This window comes from Rhodococcus sp. 15-725-2-2b (assembly GCF_002259075.1).
In the GTDB taxonomy this organism is placed as follows: Bacteria; Actinomycetota; Actinomycetes; order Mycobacteriales; family Mycobacteriaceae; genus Rhodococcoides.
In genome coordinates this window covers 55688-73181 of record NZ_NPFL01000009.1, presented here as the reverse complement: position 1 = coordinate 73181, position 17494 = coordinate 55688, and the positions used below count along the sequence as shown (strand labels likewise).

Here is a 17494-nt window from a genome sequence, read left to right as displayed (position 1 = left end):
GACCTCATGGAGCTGATTCAGCAGACCGCCGAGATGGAGATGGCCGACATCGACGCCACGTTCGGAAAGATGAAGTAAATCATCCTCTTTCGCAGCCCGGACTCCACCGCACACCGGTGGAGGCCGGGCTTCGTCACGTCCAATAGAGAAGCTTCGCGTCGGGGAGCACGGACCCCAGTTCTTCGACGAACCATGTGCGCATCTCGGTCATCGTATCCTTGGGGTAGACGTACTTCACGCCGCCGAACTTGTTTCTCTTTGCTGTGCGGGCACTTTCGTCCATCTCGAGCTTGGTCCCCGGGTACCAACTCAACAGCACGTCCTTGCTGGCCGGCGTGAATCGATGGGTGATGATCTCGGCAGTCAGGTCGAGATCAGGGACATCGCGCACCGCGTCGGCGACGTTCGAGAGCAGTCGACCGTATTGTTCGCGCCACTGCGGTATCGGCATGATCGGAGCGATCGTCAGCCCCACTCGATATCCGGCGAGAGCCAACCGTCTCAGCGCGTCGATCCGAGCGGGCATCCTCGCGGTTCCACCCTCGAATCGGTGGGCGATGTCATCGGCGTTGACCGACAGTCGAACTCGGGTTCGTCGCCCGTGATCGAGCGTCACCAACTCGGTGACGTCGTCGAACTTGGTGGTGAAACGCAGCGACACGTCGTCGCCGTAGGTTCCTGCACCCACCCTGCGTACGGCCTCGGCGAGTGATCCCGTCACGTGCTCGATCCCCAGAGGATCGGTGTAGCAGGACAGTTCGAAGGTAGTGCCCTCGTGTCCACGCTCCTCGGTCCCCGAGGTGATGGTGCCGCGGCCGGCATGGGTGCCGATACCGGCCAGGACGTCGTCGATGTTGGCGAACACCCTGGTGATCGGAGGCCCGGACAACGAGCCCGCCAGATAGCAGTACTGACAGTGCGCCGGGCACCCCTTCGCCAGATCGATACGCCAATCTGCACTCGGCGGAATCGGTTGTGGCTTCAGCACACTCGGTGGTGCCACCACCACCGCCATCGTCGTCTTGGCACGCGCATAGGTCTCCCGCTCGGACTCACCGCGCAGGCCGGTCAGACGGTCCCCCTGCAACACATCGATCTCGGTCACTCCGGCTGCTTCGCATCGACGGATGATCTCCGCGGTATGGGGAAGCTCGGACGCAGACCGGGTGACCAGGACACGCGAGGGCGTCCACAGTCGAGTGGGGGCAGAGAGAACGTTGTCCATTACCTCTGGTCAACGTCCGGGGACTGTCGATCCTTCCCGTCAACTGCAGCTCGGTCCTGATACTTCCGCCGCCTGAGATGCACCATCGCGCGCACGGCAAGCTGCGCCGCACCCAAGGCGGTCGCGATTCCGAAATTGGACGATGTATCGAGTCGCTCGTAACACCGCGTCGCCAAGCTGTCCGTCGATATCGGACCCAGTTGCTCACGCGCCTCGACGGGAAAGTCCTCCGGAAAGTCAGCGGTGAGCATGTCGTTCGGTCTCGGATTCAACACCGACCCGCACGCGACCCTCCGTGGATCGGAAGAGTCACCGACGCGACTGCTTTTGTCTCCCAACACTTCTCTGCCTGCAATGACGAACAGGCCGAGAGCGCAGACGGCGAGTACGACGGCGGACGTCCACCGCCAGATCTGCCGTGTCCGGCCCATCGATATTTCGGGATAGCGCACCGCCCATGCACCGAGGGCAACGACGGCCACAGCAGTCACGACAGCCGTCCACCACCACTCGTCGGTGAGCGCAAACAGTGCTGCGTACAAAGAGAATGGAACCGTGCACCAGAACAGCACCGACCACGGCCAGGCTTTGTCTCGAAACCTCGATACCCCGGACATAGCGTCGGACTGTACAGCCCGACCATCGACGCAAGGCCCCTCCAATTCAGCTCCAAGAATTTTCGCGGCTCATGGATCTCCGGTAAGAAGCTCTCATGCCCTTCGCCGACGAACTCATCGGCCCGGACGCTGCTCGCACGCTGCTTCGGACCATCCGCAACGCCGCACCGAGTGCAGATCTGTCCTTGCTGACGGGATCGGTCGATCAGTTGGGACCGCTCGCGCTGCGGGCGCGCGCCGATCTACTGCGCGACGCGCTTCTCGTGGGATTGCCCGGCGATTACGCAGAGTTCGCTCGGACCATCCGACGGGCCGCCGAGGATCCGGATTTTCAGGGCTGGTCGATCTGGCCGGTCACGACCGCCGTGGCGACGAAGGCCGTCGAGGAGCAGACCTCGGCCGCGTTCGACGACGGAATGTCGCTGCTGGCCGAACTCACCGGCAGACTCAGCTCCGAGTTCGCCGTCCGCACGTTCCTACGAGCCGATCTGGATCGGGCTCTCGCCATCGCGGCGGAATGGACTCGATCATCGGACGAGCACGTGCGGCGTCTGGCATCGGAGGGCACACGCCCGTATCTGCCGTGGTCGGTGCGTGTCCCCGAGATTCTCGCGCGGCCCGGCGTCACGGTAGCGATCCTCGACGAGCTCTACCGGGACGACAGTGACTACGTTCGGCGGTCGGTCGCCAACCACCTCAACGACTTCAGCCGGGACGTCCCGGACTTGGTCGTTCGGACCGCGGCGCGGTGGCTCGACGACCCGGACGCGCACACCGACCGGCTCGTACGACACGCACTTCGGACGGTGATCAAGAACGGCGACACCGACGCACTCGCCCTGCTGGGTTTCGCGCCCGCCGCCTTGGAGGTGACAGGCCCCACCCTCGATGTCGCGGAGCTACGGATCGGCGGCAGCGTGCGCTTCGATGCGTCGATCCACAATGTCGGCACCGAACCGGCCAAGGTCGCGATCGACTACATCGTCCACCACACCAAGGCCAACGGTGGAGTGACGGGTAAGACGTTCAAACTGACGACGAAAACGATCGCGCCCGGTGAGGGCGTCGACGTTGCGCGGCAACACTCCTTTCGAGCGTTGACCACACGGAAGTACTACCCCGGCCCGCACTCGATCGAGCTCCAGATCAACGGTGTGAGTTACGGTCTCGCGAATTTCGTGCTCGTCGACTGACGCGGGCTTTGTACTACCCACATGCAGCACAACGGGTACGTCCGTACGGTCGATGAGGTGCACAAGAAGTGGCGGTGGCTGGCGGTGGTGCTCGGCATCGCCGTGCTCGTCACCACGCCCGCGGTGATCGAGCGCTGGCCCGTCGACGCGTCGGACATCAGTGCGGCCGAACTGCTCTCCCGCGTCCAGTCCTCGACCGACACCCCGTACTCGGGCTACGCCCAGGCCGTCGGCGGTGTCACCCTCCCCGTCACCGACGGGCTCGGCGGACTTCCGGATCTGCTGGGCGACACCACGACTCTGCGCGCTTGGTATCGCGCCCCGGACAGCTGGCGCGTCGACACCGTGCGCCTCGCCGGTGAGCGCGGTCTCTATCGGAGCCCGGCTCGGCTGTGGAGCTGGGACTACGAACAGAACACGGCCGTGGTGACCCCCGTCCCCGAGCCGAGTCTCCGCCTGCCTCGCCAAGCCGACCTGCTACCCCCGGAGCTCGGGCAGCGGTTGCTCAGCGAGGCGACCGCCGATGAGGTCAGCCGGCTGCCCGCCCGTCGGATTGCCGGCCGCGACGCCCCCGGCCTGCGGCTGATCCCCAGCGAACCGCAGAGCACGATCACCGAGGTCGACGTGTGGGCCGACCCCGACAGCGGGCTTCCACTGCAGGTAGACGTGCTGGGCGACGGGGTCACTCGCCCCATCGTCAGCACCGCGTTCCTCGACTTCTCCTCCGCGACCCCGGACGCGGACACCGTCCGATTCGTCCCGCCGCCGGGTACCGATGTGCAGCAGCAGGACGGTCTCGACATCGCCTCGTTCGCCGACGGGATCGACTCTGCCGGTCTCCCTTCGACACTGTCGGGACTCGATCTGAGGGACCGCGGAGTCCAGGGTGCGGTGGGAATCTACGGCCGCGGGGTGACGGAGTTGATCGCTGCTCCGCTACCGCGTCGCGCCGCGCGGGGGCTCGTCGATCAGCTGCGGGCAGCGCCGGGGGCGGTCGTCACCGGTAGCAGCGTCGCACTGACGATCGGCCCCCTCAACGTCCTGATCACCGAGCCCAGCGCCGACCGGCGTCGCTACCTGCTCTCCGGCACCGTCACCGCGCAAACCCTTGCCACCGCCGCCCAGCAGCTCGAAGGAGCAGCCACATGATCCGCACGACCGGCCTGACCAAGAGTTACGGATCGGTGCGGGCAGTCGACGGCGTCGACCTCGACGTGCGCGCCGGCGACATCTACGGCTTCGTGGGTGCGAACGGATCCGGTAAGACGACGACCGTGCGGATGCTGCTCGGGCTCGTCCTGGCGACCTCCGGGCAGATGCAGGTGCTCGGCGAGGAGATGCCGCGTCGACGCAGGAGCGTGCTGCCGCGGGTGGGGGCGCTGATCGAGAACCCCGCCGCCTACCCCAACCTCTCCGGACGACGGAATCTCACCTTGCTCGACGCAGCCGGGCCGGGAGGTTCCCGGCGCACCAGGACCGCCCGCGTCGGCGAGGCCCTCGAACAGGTGGGACTCGGCGGGGTGGGACGGAGGCCGGTCAAGCAGTACTCGCTCGGAATGCGGCAGCGTCTCGGATTGGCTGCGGCACTGATGCGCACCCCCGAGCTGCTGATCCTCGACGAGCCGACCAACGGTCTCGACCCACAGGGAATCCTCGAGATTCGGGAGTTGCTCCTGGGCCTGCATGCGAAGGGCACCACCGTGTTCCTCTCGAGCCACCTGCTGGCCGAGGTGGAGCAGTTGTGCGACCGCGTGGGAGTTCTCGATCGAGGTCGCCTCGTTCTGCAGGATCAGCTCGCCGCGTTCCAGCAGCCGACCGGTCGGGTGCTCGTGACCACCCCGGACCCGGCCGAGGCCGTCACCGTGCTCTCCGGAATCCAGAACGCCACCGTGTTCCACCGTGAAGGGCAGCAGCTGGTGATCGAACACCCGGACTCGGCCCTGCTCAATCGGCTGCTCGTCGAAGGCGGCGTCCGGGTGAGCGAGCTGAGCCCGCAGCAGATGAGTCTGGAGCAGTCCGTGCTGGCCGTCACCGGTGCCAGTGCCGACCGCGTCGACGGTCCCGTCCGCTCCACCGAGATGGAGGTGACCGCATGATCGGCGTCGAGCTGCGCGCAATGCTGAGCCGACCCCGCACGTGGGTCGTCATTCTCCTGCTCAATCTGCTGCCCACCGTCGTCGCGGGTCTGTTGGCCCTCACCGATGTCGGTCCGCGGCCCGGCGAAGGCCCCGCCTTCCTGTCGGCGGTGCTCACCAACGGTCAGCTCTTCCCGCTCGCCGCGCTCGCCATCGTGCTTCCGTTGTTTCTTCCTGTCGCTGTATCGGTCATCGCAGGCGATGCCGTTGCCGGGGAGGCCCAGGCCGGCACCCTGCGCTACCTGCTCGCGCGCCCGGTGGGACGCACCAAGCTACTGGTGGCGAAGCTGATCTCGGTGGCCGCCTTCGTGCTGCTGGCGGTGGTCATCGTGGCTGCTGTCGCGTACTTCGTCGGCACGACGCTGTTCGACGTCTCGACTGTTGGGGGCGTCGCCAGCGTGTCCGGCACGGTGCTGACCGATCAACAGGTCGCCGTGCGGACCGTCATCGCCGTGCTCTACGTGACGCTCTCGATGCTCGGAGTGGCGGCCATGGGCCTGTTCCTCTCGACCCTGACCGACTCCCCGCTCGCCGCGACGCTCGGCGCACTGGCGTTCCTCATCGCCAGCTCGCTGCTGCTGACGTTGGACGCCGCCGACGCCATCGCGCCGTACCTCCCGACGCGATACTGGTTGGCTTTCGTAGACCTCTTCCGCGACCCGGTGCCCACGCGGGACCTGGTGCGCGGGGTCGGGTTGCAGGGCGTCTACGTCGTCGTGCTTCTGGGTGCGGCGTGGGCGAACTTCACGACCAAGGACATCACGAGCTGAGACGGCTGCAATCGGCTGCGCCGAGCTGGGTGGTGGAATCGCCGTCCAACTGGGCGGACACGATTGCGCCGACGAGAGGATCGCGGGGCAGGTTCCCGTGATCGACGGTGGAGTCCGCACACACGCTCTGCACGGGGATGTCGATCGCGCCGTCGAGTCGGGCCGAGGACGGCGGGGTCACCACCTGGTCCAGCTCGGTCCACACCGACACCCACTGCGGCCCCTCCGGTGTCTCATCGCCGGAGTTCAGGGCGGTGAGCACGGAACTGTCGGGGACGAGCTGCTGACAGGCCGTCGGGCATTGGTCGGGCAAAACCTGGGACGCCAGAGCGGCCACCTGGGTGCCGTGATGTGGGGAGCCGAGGGTCACGATGCGTCGAGCCTGCTCGACGCCGCCCAGATCGGAAGCCCAGATCCGGGCCACCACCCCGCCCGCGGAATACCCGACGACGTCGACCGACGTCGCTGCCGTCCGAGTCAGGGCTGCGTCGACGGCGTCGCGCAGGGTCTGCGCCTGCACGGTCAGGTCGCCGACGCCGCCGTCGGGCAGGGCCACGACGGTCGCGTCGCGGCCGTTCTCTCGTAGTTCCGCCGCAAGCACATCCAATGCATCGGTGGACCCGCCGAACCCGGGGACCAGCAGCACCGGGCCGGGAGCGGACTGGTCGACGCTCGCGACGGGGTCGCTCGTGGGGCGTGATGCGACGAAGGCCGCCACGGCCGCGAGAATTCCGACCAGGACGAGAGCGAGTACGACGAATACGAGACGACGGCGCGCGGGGGCGAGGGAGGCGAACACTTCATCCAGTGTGCCTGGGAATTAGTCCTGCTCGCGGACCACCGGCGGAACGAGCACGAACTTTCCGACGTGGTTCTTCTCCAGGAAGCGCTGCTGCGCCGCAGCGATCTGCTCGAGGGGAAACGATTCGGCCAGCAACGGACGAATCTCACCGGCCTCGATGTACGACACGAGGTTCGGAAATACCTCCTCGTCCCACGCCGTGCACCCGAGGAGCGTCAGATCGTTCAGGTACATCGTGCGTAGGTCCAGCTCGACGAGGGGTCCTGCGATCGCGCCGGAGGACACGTAGGTTCCCCCGCGAACGAGGAGGTCGAGCAGAGGACCGAAGCCGTCGCCTGCGACGTTGTCGATCACCACATCGACGCTGCGCTTGCCGAGGGCGGTCGCCAGGTCCTCATCGCGCCCGTGGACCTCGTCCACGCCGAGTTCGCGGAGCTGGTCGTGTTTGGCGCGGCTCGCGACGCCGATCACGCGCGCGCCGCGCCGAACGGCGAGTTGCACTGCGGCAGAACCTACTCCACCCGACGCGCCGGTGATCAGCACCGTCGACTCCGGGCGGACTCCCGCGCGAGCGATCATGTTCTCCGCCGTACCGTACGCACACGGGATCGTCGCCAGCTCCTCGTCGGTCCACCCGCAATCGACCACGAAGACCTCGCTCGCGGGAACGACGACGAACTGGGCGAACGCGCCGTCCATGTCCGAACCCAACCAACGCGTCTCGCCCGACGAGAATCCGTCGACGCGCATGCACGATCGAACCAGGACCCGGCGGCCGATGATGGACTCGTCGATACCGGGACTCGCACACACGACCCCGCAGCAGTCGGTGCCCTGAATCAACGGAAACGGCGTCGCGTCGTTCCATCCGCCGTCGGGGTACCAGCCCACGCGTGTGTTGATCTCGGTGTTGTTCATCCCCGCCGCCAACACGCGAACGAGCACCTCCCCCGGACCCGGCACGGGTCTCGGCACCTCTGACACGACGAGCTTGTCGTATCCACCGGTGCCGGTGGTGACGATTGCCGTCATCAGATCACCGCGGGCGCTGTCGGTATGCATGAACTGATCTTGCAGGACCGACGGGGCGACGGGGTCCATCCGACGCAGAATCGAACAACCAAAAAGACCCCCAACACGCTGATGCGTGTCAGGGGCCTGCTGGTGGAGCCGCCTAAGAGAATCGAACTCTTGACCTTTTCATTACGAGTGAAATGCTCTACCGACTGAGCTAAGGCGGCGTGCCTTTCGGCGTTGGTGAGTCTAACGGAGCATCCTATCGAAACGAAAATCGCCTCCTCGTGCGATCAGCCTGCGAGGCCGAGTCCTTCCGCCGGCCCGCTCAGGATCGACTTGACGTGCCTGGTCACGTCGTCGGCGAGCACTTCGGTCTCGCCGGCCTCGACGGCGTCGAGCACCTGGCGCACCACGTCGCGTGGGTCATTCTTCGGGACGTCCAGATCGGCGATCATGTCGGTGTCGGTGTATCCGAGATGCACCCCGACGACGAGGGTTCCCTGTCGTGCGAGCTCGAGCCTCAGTGAGTTGGTGGCCGACCAGATCGCCGCTTTGGATGCACCGTAGGCACCCGCACCGCCGAGCCAGGACAGCACCGAGTGGATGTCGACGAGCGCGCCGCTGCCGTTGGCCTTCAGGATCGGGGCGAATTCCTGCGCGATTCGCAGGGCACCGAAGACGTTGGTCTCGAACACCGCGCGAATGTCGTCGATCGACGTCGTCAGCAGCGGAGTCGTTCCGGGAGCGCCGGCGTTGTTGAAGACGATCGACACGTCGGAGGCGATATCGCCAAGCGCTGCAACAGAATCGGCGTCGGCGACATCGAGGGCAACCGGCACCACCCGAGGATCGGTGTCCTCTCGCGGATTTCTGGCTGTCGCGTAGACCTTCGCGGCCCCACGCTCGAGCAACGCGTCGACCGTCGCCTTGCCCAGACCGCGCTGACCGCCGGTCACCAACACTGTTGCTCTGTGAATCGCCACCATGGCGGTCACCCTTCGAGACAGAGGTCAAATGCTTTTGATTCTGTCATTCATAGTTGACCGACACGACATAGTCAAATACAGTTCAGTTATGTCACTGTCTCCGACGGGGCGCTTCCGACTCGCGCCGGCACCCGACGGCTTGCAGGTGGTTCAGGATCTGCTCAACACGCGGGCCATCGATGCCTACGACCTGCCCGACCTCATCGCAGACGGCAGGTCAGCATCCGCTACCTGGGGGACGTCTTTGTCGGACGCAGACGCAGCCGCTCTACGGATACTGAGATCCGATGTGGAAGCGGCCATTGCAGGCGATATGGCCGCGCAGCCGGCAGTCCGAGTCGAGCTCGTTCCGGGTACCGACGGCACCGTCCGGCTCTCCCCCACCGGCACCGGGGCCGACTGGATCGCGTCGCAGATCTGGTCCGAAGTGCTTCTCGCCCAACAGGCGGACACGTGGCGTCGGCTCAAGCGATGCAGGAACGCGGACTGCGGATCAGCGTTCTACGACCGCTCCCGCAACAACAGCGGCGTCTGGCACGACGTGAAGACCTGCGGCAACGTCGCCAATCTTCGGGCTTCGCGGGCGCGGAAAAAAGCGCAGGACTAACGCAGCACGTCGCCCAGCGTCGCGACCATCGCATAGATCGCGAACTTCGGTTTCGCGTTGACCGCCAACGACTCTCGGCATTCGAGGATCGCTTCGATGCTCTTCAGCAACGCCTCGGGTGGGACGGCTTTTGCCATGCGTTCGACCTGCTCGGCCATGTCGGGGTGCGTCGCGGTCGCGGTCGATCCGTACGAGCGAGCGAGCGCATCTCGATACAGGCCCACCAGATCCATCAGCGCGCGATCGAGTGAATCGCGACCGGTTCGGGTGGCACGCGACTTCTGCCGCTTCTCCAGATCCTTGAGCACCCCGGCCGAGCCGCGCAGCGCGCCCGCCGCACCCTTACCGGTACCGCCCGCACCCAGGGCCGTCCGCAGCTCCTCGGTTTCGGCCTCGTCGCGCGAGGCACTCATCTCCTTGGCCTCGTCCTCGGCGGCCTTCACCAACTCCTCGGCCGCGAGGTAGGCATGATTGGGCCGAGCCGCAGCCGACGCCAGAGCCAGCGCACGTTTGCGACGCGCCCGCGCGTCCTCGTCGGTGGCGAGTCGACGCGCTCTGCCCACGTGGCCGCCGCTGATCGATGCGGCCCACTCCGCCGTCTCGGCGTCGAGCTTGTCGCGGGTCTGCAGCACCTGGGCAATAGCCGGCACCGTGGGCGTCACCAGCGAGACGTGCCGGCATCGGGAGCGCAGGGTCACCGAGATGTCCTGCGGATCGACCGACGGCGCACACAGCAGGAACACCGTCCGCGCCGGCGGCTCCTCGACCACCTTCAGCAACACGTTTCCGGCACCTTCGGTGAGGCGGTCGGCGTCCTCCACGACGACCACCTGCCACAGACCTGTGCTCGGCCGACGCGAGGCGATGGAGACGATGTCTCGCATCTCCTTGGTGCTGATGCTCAAGCCCTCGGGCACGACGCGTCGCACATCGCCGTGGGTTCCGGCCATCGTCGTCGAGCAGGCCTGACAGTGTCCGCACCCCGGAACGCCCTCGGTCGTGCATTGCAATGCCGCGGCGAAGCACAGGGCCGCGATGGAACGACCGGACCCGGGCGGGCCGGTGAACAGCCAGGAATGCGTCATCGCCGACGAGTCGACACCGGTGCGAGCCGCCACCGCTGCCGCCGTCAGATCGGCCTCGACATCTTCCTGACCGACCAATCGATCGAACACACCCGCCATGCACGCAACCCTAGTGGTTGGGACCGACTACCCCCCGCCGCACTGTTCCCGAGCAGCGCCGAACTCGAAGTTATGGACGCATTCGGCCGAAATCCCGTCCATAACTTCGAGCTCGCGAGCTATTCGCTGTCGGTCTTCTTGGCCGGAGCCTTCTTGACCGGCGCCTTCTTCGCGGCAGTGGTCTTGGTGGCCGTCTTCTTCGCAGCAGCTTTCTTGGCCGGAGCCTTCTTCGCAGCGGCCTTCTTCGCCGGTGCCTTCTTGGCAGCCGCCTTCTTCGCCGGTGCCTTCTTCTTCACCGGTCCGCGAGCACGCCTGTCCGCCAACAACTCCGACGCGCGATCGTCGGTGATCGACTCCACGTCGTCGTCCTTGCGCAGGCTGGCGTTGGTCTCACCGTCGGTGACGTACGGCCCGAAGCGACCGTCCTTGATCACCATCGGCTTCTCACTGATCGGGTCGACGCCCATCTCGCGTAGCGGCGGCTTGGCTTCACCCTGACGACCGCGACGCTTGGGCTCGGCGTAGATCTTGAGCGCCTCTTCCAGCGTGACGGTGAACATCTGATCCTCGTCGGCGAGCGAGCGAGAGTCGGTGCCCTTCTTCAGATACGGGCCGTAGCGACCGTTCTGCGCGAGGATCTCTTCCTTGGACTCCGGATCGACTCCGACGACACGCGGCAGCGACAGCAGCTTGAGTGCATCGTCGAGCGTGATGGTCGCCAGATCCATGGACTTGAGCAGAGAACCGGTGCGCGGCTTGGGGCCGGTCGCCTTCTTCGCAGCCGCCTTCTTGGCCGGTGCTTTCTTGGCCGCGGCCTTCTTCACCGCGGTCTTGACCCCGCCGCCGCCATCACTGTCGTTGCCGGACGGCACCGGGACGATGTCGGGCTCGGGGGGCGTCGGTTCGGGCTCCGGCTCGGGCAGGATCTCGGTGACGTAGGGCCCGAAACGACCTTCCTTGGCGACGATGTCGTGACCGGTCAGCGGATCGACACCGAGCTTGCGGCCCTCTTGCGGTGTGGCGAACAGCTTTTCGGCGAAGTCGATCGTCAACTCGTCCGGCGGAAGATCGTCGGGCAGGTTGGCGCGCTGGCTGATCGGATCGCCGTCCGGATCGTCGTCGTTGCGCACCATGCGCTCGAGGTACGGGCCGTAACGGCCTACGCGCACATGGATTTCGCGACCCTCGGAGTCGTCGAACAGGCGAATGGAGTTGATGGTGCGCGCATCGATCTCTTCGAGATTCTGGCCCACCATCTTCTTCAGACCACCGGAGCGGGCCACCGAACCCTCGGCACCGGTGTCGCCGCCGAAGTAGAAGCTCTGCAGCCAATTGCCGCGTCGCTCACGGCCTCCCGCGATCGCGTCGAGGTCGTCCTCCATCCCTGCGGTGAAGTCGAAGTCCACCAGACGCCCGAAGTGCGCCTCCAGCAGGGCAACCACCGAGAACGCCACCCACGACGGCACCAGTGCACTGCCGCGCTTGTAGACGTACCCGCGGTCGAGGATGGTCTTGATGATCGACGAATACGTCGACGGCCGACCGATGCCCAGTTCCTCGAGCGTCTTGATGAGCGACGCCTCGGTGAATCGTGCGGGCGGGTTCGTGGTGTGACCGTCGGGATCGAGCTGGGTGGCGGTGACGGCCTGGCCCTGAACCAGGGCAGGCAATCGGGATTCGGCGTCGTCGGACTGTCCGCCTGCCTGATCGTCGACGCTCTCCACGTAGGCCTTGAGGAAGCCGGCGAACGTGATGGTGCGACCGGACGCCGAGAACGTGCACTCCTCGCCGGTTCCGGCCGTTCCGGTGATGCGCAAAGTCAGCGTGGTGCCGCGAACATCGGCCATCTGCGACGCGACCGTGCGCTGCCAGATCAACTCGTAGAGTCGGAATTCGTCGGTCTGCAGGGCCGAGTGCAACTGACCGGGCGTCTGGAAGACGTCACCGGACGGGCGGATGGCCTCGTGGGCCTCCTGCGCGTTCTTGACCTTGCGGGTGTACTGCCGCGGCGAGGGATGGACGTACTCCGGCCCGTAGAGCTCGGTCGCCTGTGTGCGTGCCGCGGAGATCGCCGACGCCGACAGCGTCGTCGAGTCGGTACGCATGTAGGTGATGTAGCCGTTCTCGTACAGCCGCTGCGCGACCCGCATGGTGCGCTCGGAGCTGAAGCGCAACTTGCGGGCGGCTTCCTGCTGCAGCGTCGACGTCATGAACGGCGGGTACGGCTTGCGGGTGTAGGGCTTGTCCTCGGCGGACGCGACCGTCAGATCGACGCCCTCGAGAGCTTCGGCGAGGCGTCGGGCACGGGGTTCGTCGAGGACGGTCACTGCGTCGGACTTGAGCTTGCCGTCGGCCCCGAAGTCGCGACCGGCGGCGACACGATTGCCGTCGACATTGACCAGACGGGCACCGAAACTGCGCGGCGTTGCCTCGGCTCCGGCGTCGAGCGTGGCGGAGATGTCCCAGTACTCGGCGCTGCGGAAAGCCATTCGCTCGCGCTCACGCTGGACGACGATGCGGGTGGCGACGGACTGCACTCGGCCTGCCGAGAGCTTCGGCATGACCTTCTTCCACAGCACCGGGCTGACCTCGTAGCCGTAGAGACGGTCGAGGATACGACGCGTCTCCTGGGCGTCGACCAGGTCTTGGTCCAGGTCGCGGGTATCGGCCGCTGCGGCGAGGATGGCCGGCTTGGTGATCTCGTGGAACACCATGCGTCGAACGGGGATCTTGGGGTTCAGGGTCTCGAGGAGATGCCAGGCGATGGCCTCACCCTCGCGGTCGGGGTCAGTGGCGAGATAGAGCTCGTCGGCGTCCTTGAGCAGGCTCTTGAGCTCGGCGACCTTGCCTTTCTTCTCCGGCGAGACGACGTAGAGGGCCTCGAAGTCGTGGTCGACGTCCACGCCGAGACGCGCCCAGGGCTCACCCTTGTACTTCGCGGGAACGTCCGCGGCACCGCGGGGAAGGTCGCGAATGTGGCCGACGGAGGCCTCGACGACGTAGTTGCTCCCGAGGTACGGGGCGATCTTCTTTGCCTTGGTCGGAGACTCGACGATGACCAGACGACGTGGCTCGGCGGAGCTGTCCCCCGTGCCGTTGTTACGTGCTGCCACCTTGCTGCCGAACCTTCCCTAGTGCGTTTTCACAGGCAGATTTGCCTGTCCCACTACTAACAGACTGACATACGTCGGCCAAATACTCGCAGATCAGTCACAGATCGTTCTACTCGGCGTGGGGCCAATTGGTACGTGCGTCCACGTTCTGTGGAGCCTCGCCGACGTTCTCGGTCAGTCGCAACAGCCGACGTCGACCGGTGATTCGGAGGCCAGGATTGGATCCGCGCGTGCCGATGAGCGTCGGCGCGATACCCGCGCGCATCAGTGACTGAGCCAGGACGGCGTGCGTCTCCGGCGCATGGGGATCGAGGCCGAGCACGTAGCGCTCCCCCTCGGCCTCGGGACGACCCGATGCGAGCACCCAGGCGCGCAGTTCACGGGAACCCGGTACCCAACCGGGCGGGACGGCCTTGACAGCGCCCTTGGTCCACAGAGACGCCAGTGCAGACAGTTCGGGCACCGACGCGGTACGCACCAGTGGTCTGTCCTCTTCCGACCGACCGAGCTCCGGCGTCAGACCGCATTGCTCGATGAGTTCGGCGATGGCATCCGCGCGCCACTGCGCGTCGACCACGACGGAGATACGGGCCGAACCCGAGGAGGTGACGACATGCCCGGTGGCAGCCAGCAGCCCGCTGAGATCGGTCACCGCGGGCGGTAACGACTCGGCAGAGAAGAAGGACAGCTGGTTCACAGCATGGACATTAGGACATCGGCGTCCGCGCTCACGGCTTTCGACGCTCCCCGGTGGTTCGCCCGAACGAAACATCCCCCTTTCCCATCGCCTGTAGTAGGCCGATGGGAAAGGGGGATGAGTATCTCGACTCCGAAGAGAAGAGAATCAGACTGCGCGAACGCCCGTGGCCTGAGGACCCTTGGTGCCCTGTCCGACCTCGAACTCGACGCGCTGGTTCTCCTCGAGGGTGCGGAAGCCGCTGCCCTGGATCTCGGAGTAGTGAACGAAAACGTCAGCGGAGCCGTCTTCTGGTGCGATGAATCCAAAGCCCTTTTCGGCGTTGAACCACTTCACAGTTCCCTGTGCCATGCTTTTCCTTCTCTTTCTAACACCGGATTCGATGGAGCGCACTTTCGATCCATCGGGCCGGTTCCGACCGCTGCACTTGTACGAATCCCCCTCAGGATTCCCCCTGATGGACGAGCTCTCCCAGTACCGCGCCCGCAACATAAGATCCTGCGAAGCGTAGAACGAACACAGAAGCTGCGACCGCGTCAAGTGAACCATGAACTCCGCGTTCGCAACAGTCGAAAACCGACCCTTTTCGAACAAATTGCCCGCGTCGGGGGAGCACACACCGCAGGACGGGCGAAATACCACTCTCACCAGGGCTCGAGCGGCCCGTTTCGCGTCCGCGATAGCATGAGGACCCCAGGTCGCATCGAGCTCGAACGGGTGGCCAGTAGATCGAACGAATGCATGGAGACCGGCAGTGAGCGACAAGCATCCGCTGGGCGGTGCGGATGTAGAGACTTACGGGCAGCGGTTGCTGGATCGGGTGCTGGCGGGCTCGCCCGCGAACAAGAGCCCGCTGACCCACGTCGCGGAGCTGCCGGCACGGGCCTCGCAGTTCGCCTCCTGGCCGTCGTGGGTCGGCCCGGAAGTGGTGCAGGTGATCACCTCTCGTGGGATCGCACAACCGTGGACACATCAGGCACGTGCGGCGACACTCGCGGCCGAAGGCAGTCACGTGGTGCTCTCGACCAGCACGGCGTCGGGCAAATCGCTGGCATATCAACTCCCGATTCTGACGACGCTGTCCGCCGATGCCCGGGCGACCGCGCTGTACCTGGCCCCCACCAAGGCCCTCGGTGCCGACCAGCTACGCACCACGATCTCGATCACCGACGAGTTACGTTCGTGCTCAGAAGAACTCGCCGAAGTGTTCCCCAGCGCGTACGACGGTGACACGCCGATCGAGATTCGCCAGTGGGCACGCGCCAATGCGCGGTGGATCTTCACCAATCCCGACATGTTGCATCTCGGCATCCTCGGCTCGCACGAGCGATGGTCGCGGTTCCTTCGCAATCTGCGCTACGTGGTGGTGGACGAATGCCATTACTACCGAGGCGTTTTCGGATCCAACGTCGCTCTGGTGCTACGCCGGCTACGACGCCTGTGCGCACGGTACGGCGCATCGCCGGTATTCGTTCTGGCCAGTGCGACGACGTCCGAACCGGGGCGAGCAGCCAGTCGCCTCATCGGAGCGCCGTGCGAGGAGATCACCGAGGACGGATCCCCGCACGGAGCACGCACCGTCGCATTGTGGGAACCGCCGCTGCTCGAGGAGATCACCGGCGAGAACGGTGCGCCGGTTCGCAAGTCGGCCGGGGCCGAGGCGTCGCGCATCATGGCCGACCTGTTGGTGGAGGGCGCGCGAACCCTGGCATTCGTGCGGTCCAGACGCGGAGCCGAAGTGACCGCTCTGGGTACCCAGCGAATTCTCGCCGACGTCGATCCGCAGTTGGTACGACGCGTCGCCGCCTATCGCGCAGGGTATTTGGCCGAGGACCGGCGCAAGCTCGAATCCGACCTGTCCGACGGCACCCTGCTCGGCGTGGCCACCACCAATGCGCTCGAATTGGGCGTGGACATCGCCGGTTTGGACGCGGTGATCGTCGCCGGCTTTCCCGGCACCGTCGCGTCGTTCTGGCAGCAGGGCGGCCGGGCCGGACGACGCGGGGAAGGCTCGCTGCTGGTACTGGTGGCGCGTGACGATCCCCTCGACACGTATCTGGTGCATCACCCGGCGGCCCTGCTGGACAAGCCTGTCGAGGCCACCGTCACCGATCCCACCAACCCGTACATCCTGGCTCCGCAATTGCTCTGCGCTGCAGTCGAACTACCGATCACCCTCGTCGAGGCCGAGGAGCTGAACGCGGAATCGGTGCTCGAGGAACTCGAGCTGAAGGGCTACGTACGCAAGCGTCCGCACGGGTGGTTCATCACCCCCGAAGGACAGCAACTCTCGCCGCACGGCGCGGTCAACATTCGCGGCGGCACCGGGGTGCAGGTGGCCATCGTCGACGGCGAGTCGGGCCGCATGCTCGGCACAGTCGACGGGGGAAGAGCGCCCGCCACCGCCCACCCCGGTGCCGTCCACATCCACCAGGGCGAGTCCTTCGTCGTCGACGAACTCGATCTCGATGCCGGTCTCGCGCTGGTGCACGCCGAGCAGCCCGAATGGAACACCTCGGCGCGCGAGATCACCGACATCTCGATCACCGCGGTGCACGAATCCGTCGACTACGGCGAGGTACGCGTCGCGCTGGTTCAGGTGAACGTCACACATCAAGTCGTCGGATATCTGCGACGCCTGCTCTCCGGCGAGGTACTCGATTCCATCGAACTCGACATGCCCGCACAGACTCTCGACACCCGAGCCGTCATGTACACCATCACTCCGGAGTTGCTCGAGCACAGCGGAGTTCCGTACGAACGATTCCCCGGATCACTGCACGCCGCAGAACACGCCGCGATCGGATTGCTGCCACTGGTGGCGACCTGCGATCGCTGGGACATCGGCGGAGTGTCGACGGCACTGCACCCCGACACCGGCCTGCCGACGGTGTTCGTCTACGACGGATACGACGGCGGAGCAGGCTTCGCCGACCGAGGACACGTCGCCATCGCAGACTGGCTCACCGCCACGAAAGACGCCATCGTCTCGTGCGAATGTCAGACCGGATGTCCCTCGTGTGTGCAATCACCCAAATGCGGAAACGGCAACGATCCACTGGACAAAGACGGCGCTGTTCGAGTGTTGACGGCGGTGTTGTCGGCCATCACTCGGGAGGGGTGAGCCGGCCGCCCCAGTTCGGCCGCA

The 17494-nt window shown here is 65.9% G+C and carries 15 protein-coding genes and 1 tRNA gene; 6 read left to right on the top strand and 10 right to left on the bottom strand.

From position 1 onward, the window contains the following. Positions 1-133: 133 nt before the first annotated feature. Positions 134-1225: a spore photoproduct lyase family protein gene (locus CH306_RS11595; protein ID WP_094646679.1), complete on the bottom strand. Its 1092-nt coding sequence runs from the start codon at positions 1223-1225 to the stop codon at positions 134-136. Further along, complete coding sequence (locus CH306_RS11590) at positions 1225-1842, bottom strand: hypothetical protein (RefSeq protein WP_094646678.1); 618 nt, start codon at positions 1840-1842, stop codon at positions 1225-1227. The genes CH306_RS11595 and CH306_RS11590 overlap by 1 nt, the downstream gene beginning before the upstream one ends. Before the next feature lie 95 nt (positions 1843-1937). Here CH306_RS11590 and CH306_RS11585 point away from each other — a divergent pair, with 95 nt between their 5' ends. Genes CH306_RS11585 through CH306_RS11570 form a run of 4 tightly spaced genes read left to right on the top strand, consistent with a single transcriptional unit; the run spans position 1938 to position 5940 of the window. After that, positions 1938-3035, top strand: coding sequence for a DNA alkylation repair protein (locus CH306_RS11585; RefSeq protein ID WP_094646677.1), 1098 nt, complete (start codon positions 1938-1940; stop codon positions 3033-3035). Between the two features lie 21 nt (positions 3036-3056). Then, positions 3057-4184, top strand: a complete 1128-nt coding sequence (locus tag CH306_RS11580) for a LolA family protein (protein ID WP_094646676.1) — start codon at positions 3057-3059, stop codon at positions 4182-4184. Further along, positions 4181-5131 (top strand): ABC transporter ATP-binding protein, encoded by a 951-nt coding sequence (locus tag CH306_RS11575; RefSeq protein WP_094646675.1) that lies wholly within the window; start codon positions 4181-4183, stop codon positions 5129-5131. The genes CH306_RS11580 and CH306_RS11575 overlap by 4 nt, the downstream gene beginning before the upstream one ends. Next, positions 5128-5940, top strand: a complete 813-nt coding sequence (locus CH306_RS11570; RefSeq protein WP_032395233.1) for an ABC transporter permease — start codon at positions 5128-5130, stop codon at positions 5938-5940. The genes CH306_RS11575 and CH306_RS11570 overlap by 4 nt, the downstream gene beginning before the upstream one ends. On the opposite strand, the gene CH306_RS11565 is transcribed toward CH306_RS11570, so the two are convergent. The 4 genes from CH306_RS11565 to CH306_RS11550 form a co-directional block, all read right to left on the bottom strand. Next, on the bottom strand, positions 5930-6739 hold the full coding sequence (locus CH306_RS11565; RefSeq protein WP_094646674.1) for a lipase family alpha/beta hydrolase: 810 nt from the start codon (positions 6737-6739) through the stop codon (positions 5930-5932). The two genes, CH306_RS11570 and CH306_RS11565, sit on opposite strands and share 11 nt — an antisense overlap. A 21-nt stretch (positions 6740-6760) precedes the next feature. Beyond that, a complete protein-coding gene (locus tag CH306_RS11560) occupies positions 6761-7804 on the bottom strand; it encodes a zinc-binding dehydrogenase (protein WP_256981138.1) in 1044 nt (347 codons plus the stop codon). Between the two features lie 103 nt (positions 7805-7907). Next, positions 7908-7983, bottom strand: a tRNA-Thr gene (locus CH306_RS11555). 66 nt (positions 7984-8049) lie between these two features. Next, the gene (locus CH306_RS11550) at positions 8050-8745 is read right to left on the bottom strand and encodes an SDR family oxidoreductase (RefSeq protein ID WP_094646673.1); all 696 of its coding nucleotides are present in this window, start codon (positions 8743-8745) and stop codon (positions 8050-8052) included. An 88-nt stretch (positions 8746-8833) separates the two neighbouring features. Here CH306_RS11550 and CH306_RS11545 point away from each other — a divergent pair, with 88 nt between their 5' ends. Continuing rightward, on the top strand, positions 8834-9352 hold the full coding sequence (locus CH306_RS11545) for a CGNR zinc finger domain-containing protein (RefSeq protein ID WP_094646672.1): 519 nt from the start codon (positions 8834-8836) through the stop codon (positions 9350-9352). On the opposite strand, the gene CH306_RS11540 is transcribed toward CH306_RS11545, so the two are convergent. The 4 genes from CH306_RS11540 to CH306_RS11525 all read right to left on the bottom strand — a co-directional run bounded on the left by CH306_RS11540 (position 9349) and on the right by CH306_RS11525 (position 14697). Then, positions 9349-10536, bottom strand: coding sequence for a DNA polymerase III subunit delta' (locus CH306_RS11540; protein ID WP_094646671.1), 1188 nt, complete (start codon positions 10534-10536; stop codon positions 9349-9351). The genes CH306_RS11545 and CH306_RS11540 overlap by 4 nt on opposite strands. Positions 10537-10655: 119 nt before the next feature. After that, positions 10656-13649, bottom strand: a complete 2994-nt coding sequence (gene topA / locus CH306_RS11535; protein ID WP_032395241.1) for a type I DNA topoisomerase — start codon at positions 13647-13649, stop codon at positions 10656-10658. Positions 13650-13758: 109 nt separating this feature from the next. After that, complete coding sequence (locus CH306_RS11530) at positions 13759-14346, bottom strand: hypothetical protein (RefSeq protein ID WP_032395242.1); 588 nt, start codon at positions 14344-14346, stop codon at positions 13759-13761. 147 nt (positions 14347-14493) lie between these two features. Then, positions 14494-14697: a cold-shock protein gene (locus tag CH306_RS11525; RefSeq protein WP_005248460.1), complete on the bottom strand. Its 204-nt coding sequence runs from the start codon at positions 14695-14697 to the stop codon at positions 14494-14496. Between the two features lie 403 nt (positions 14698-15100). Here CH306_RS11525 and CH306_RS11520 point away from each other — a divergent pair, with 403 nt between their 5' ends. Continuing rightward, positions 15101-17470: a DEAD/DEAH box helicase gene (locus CH306_RS11520; protein WP_045198454.1), complete on the top strand. Its 2370-nt coding sequence runs from the start codon at positions 15101-15103 to the stop codon at positions 17468-17470. Positions 17471-17494 lie beyond the last annotated feature (24 nt).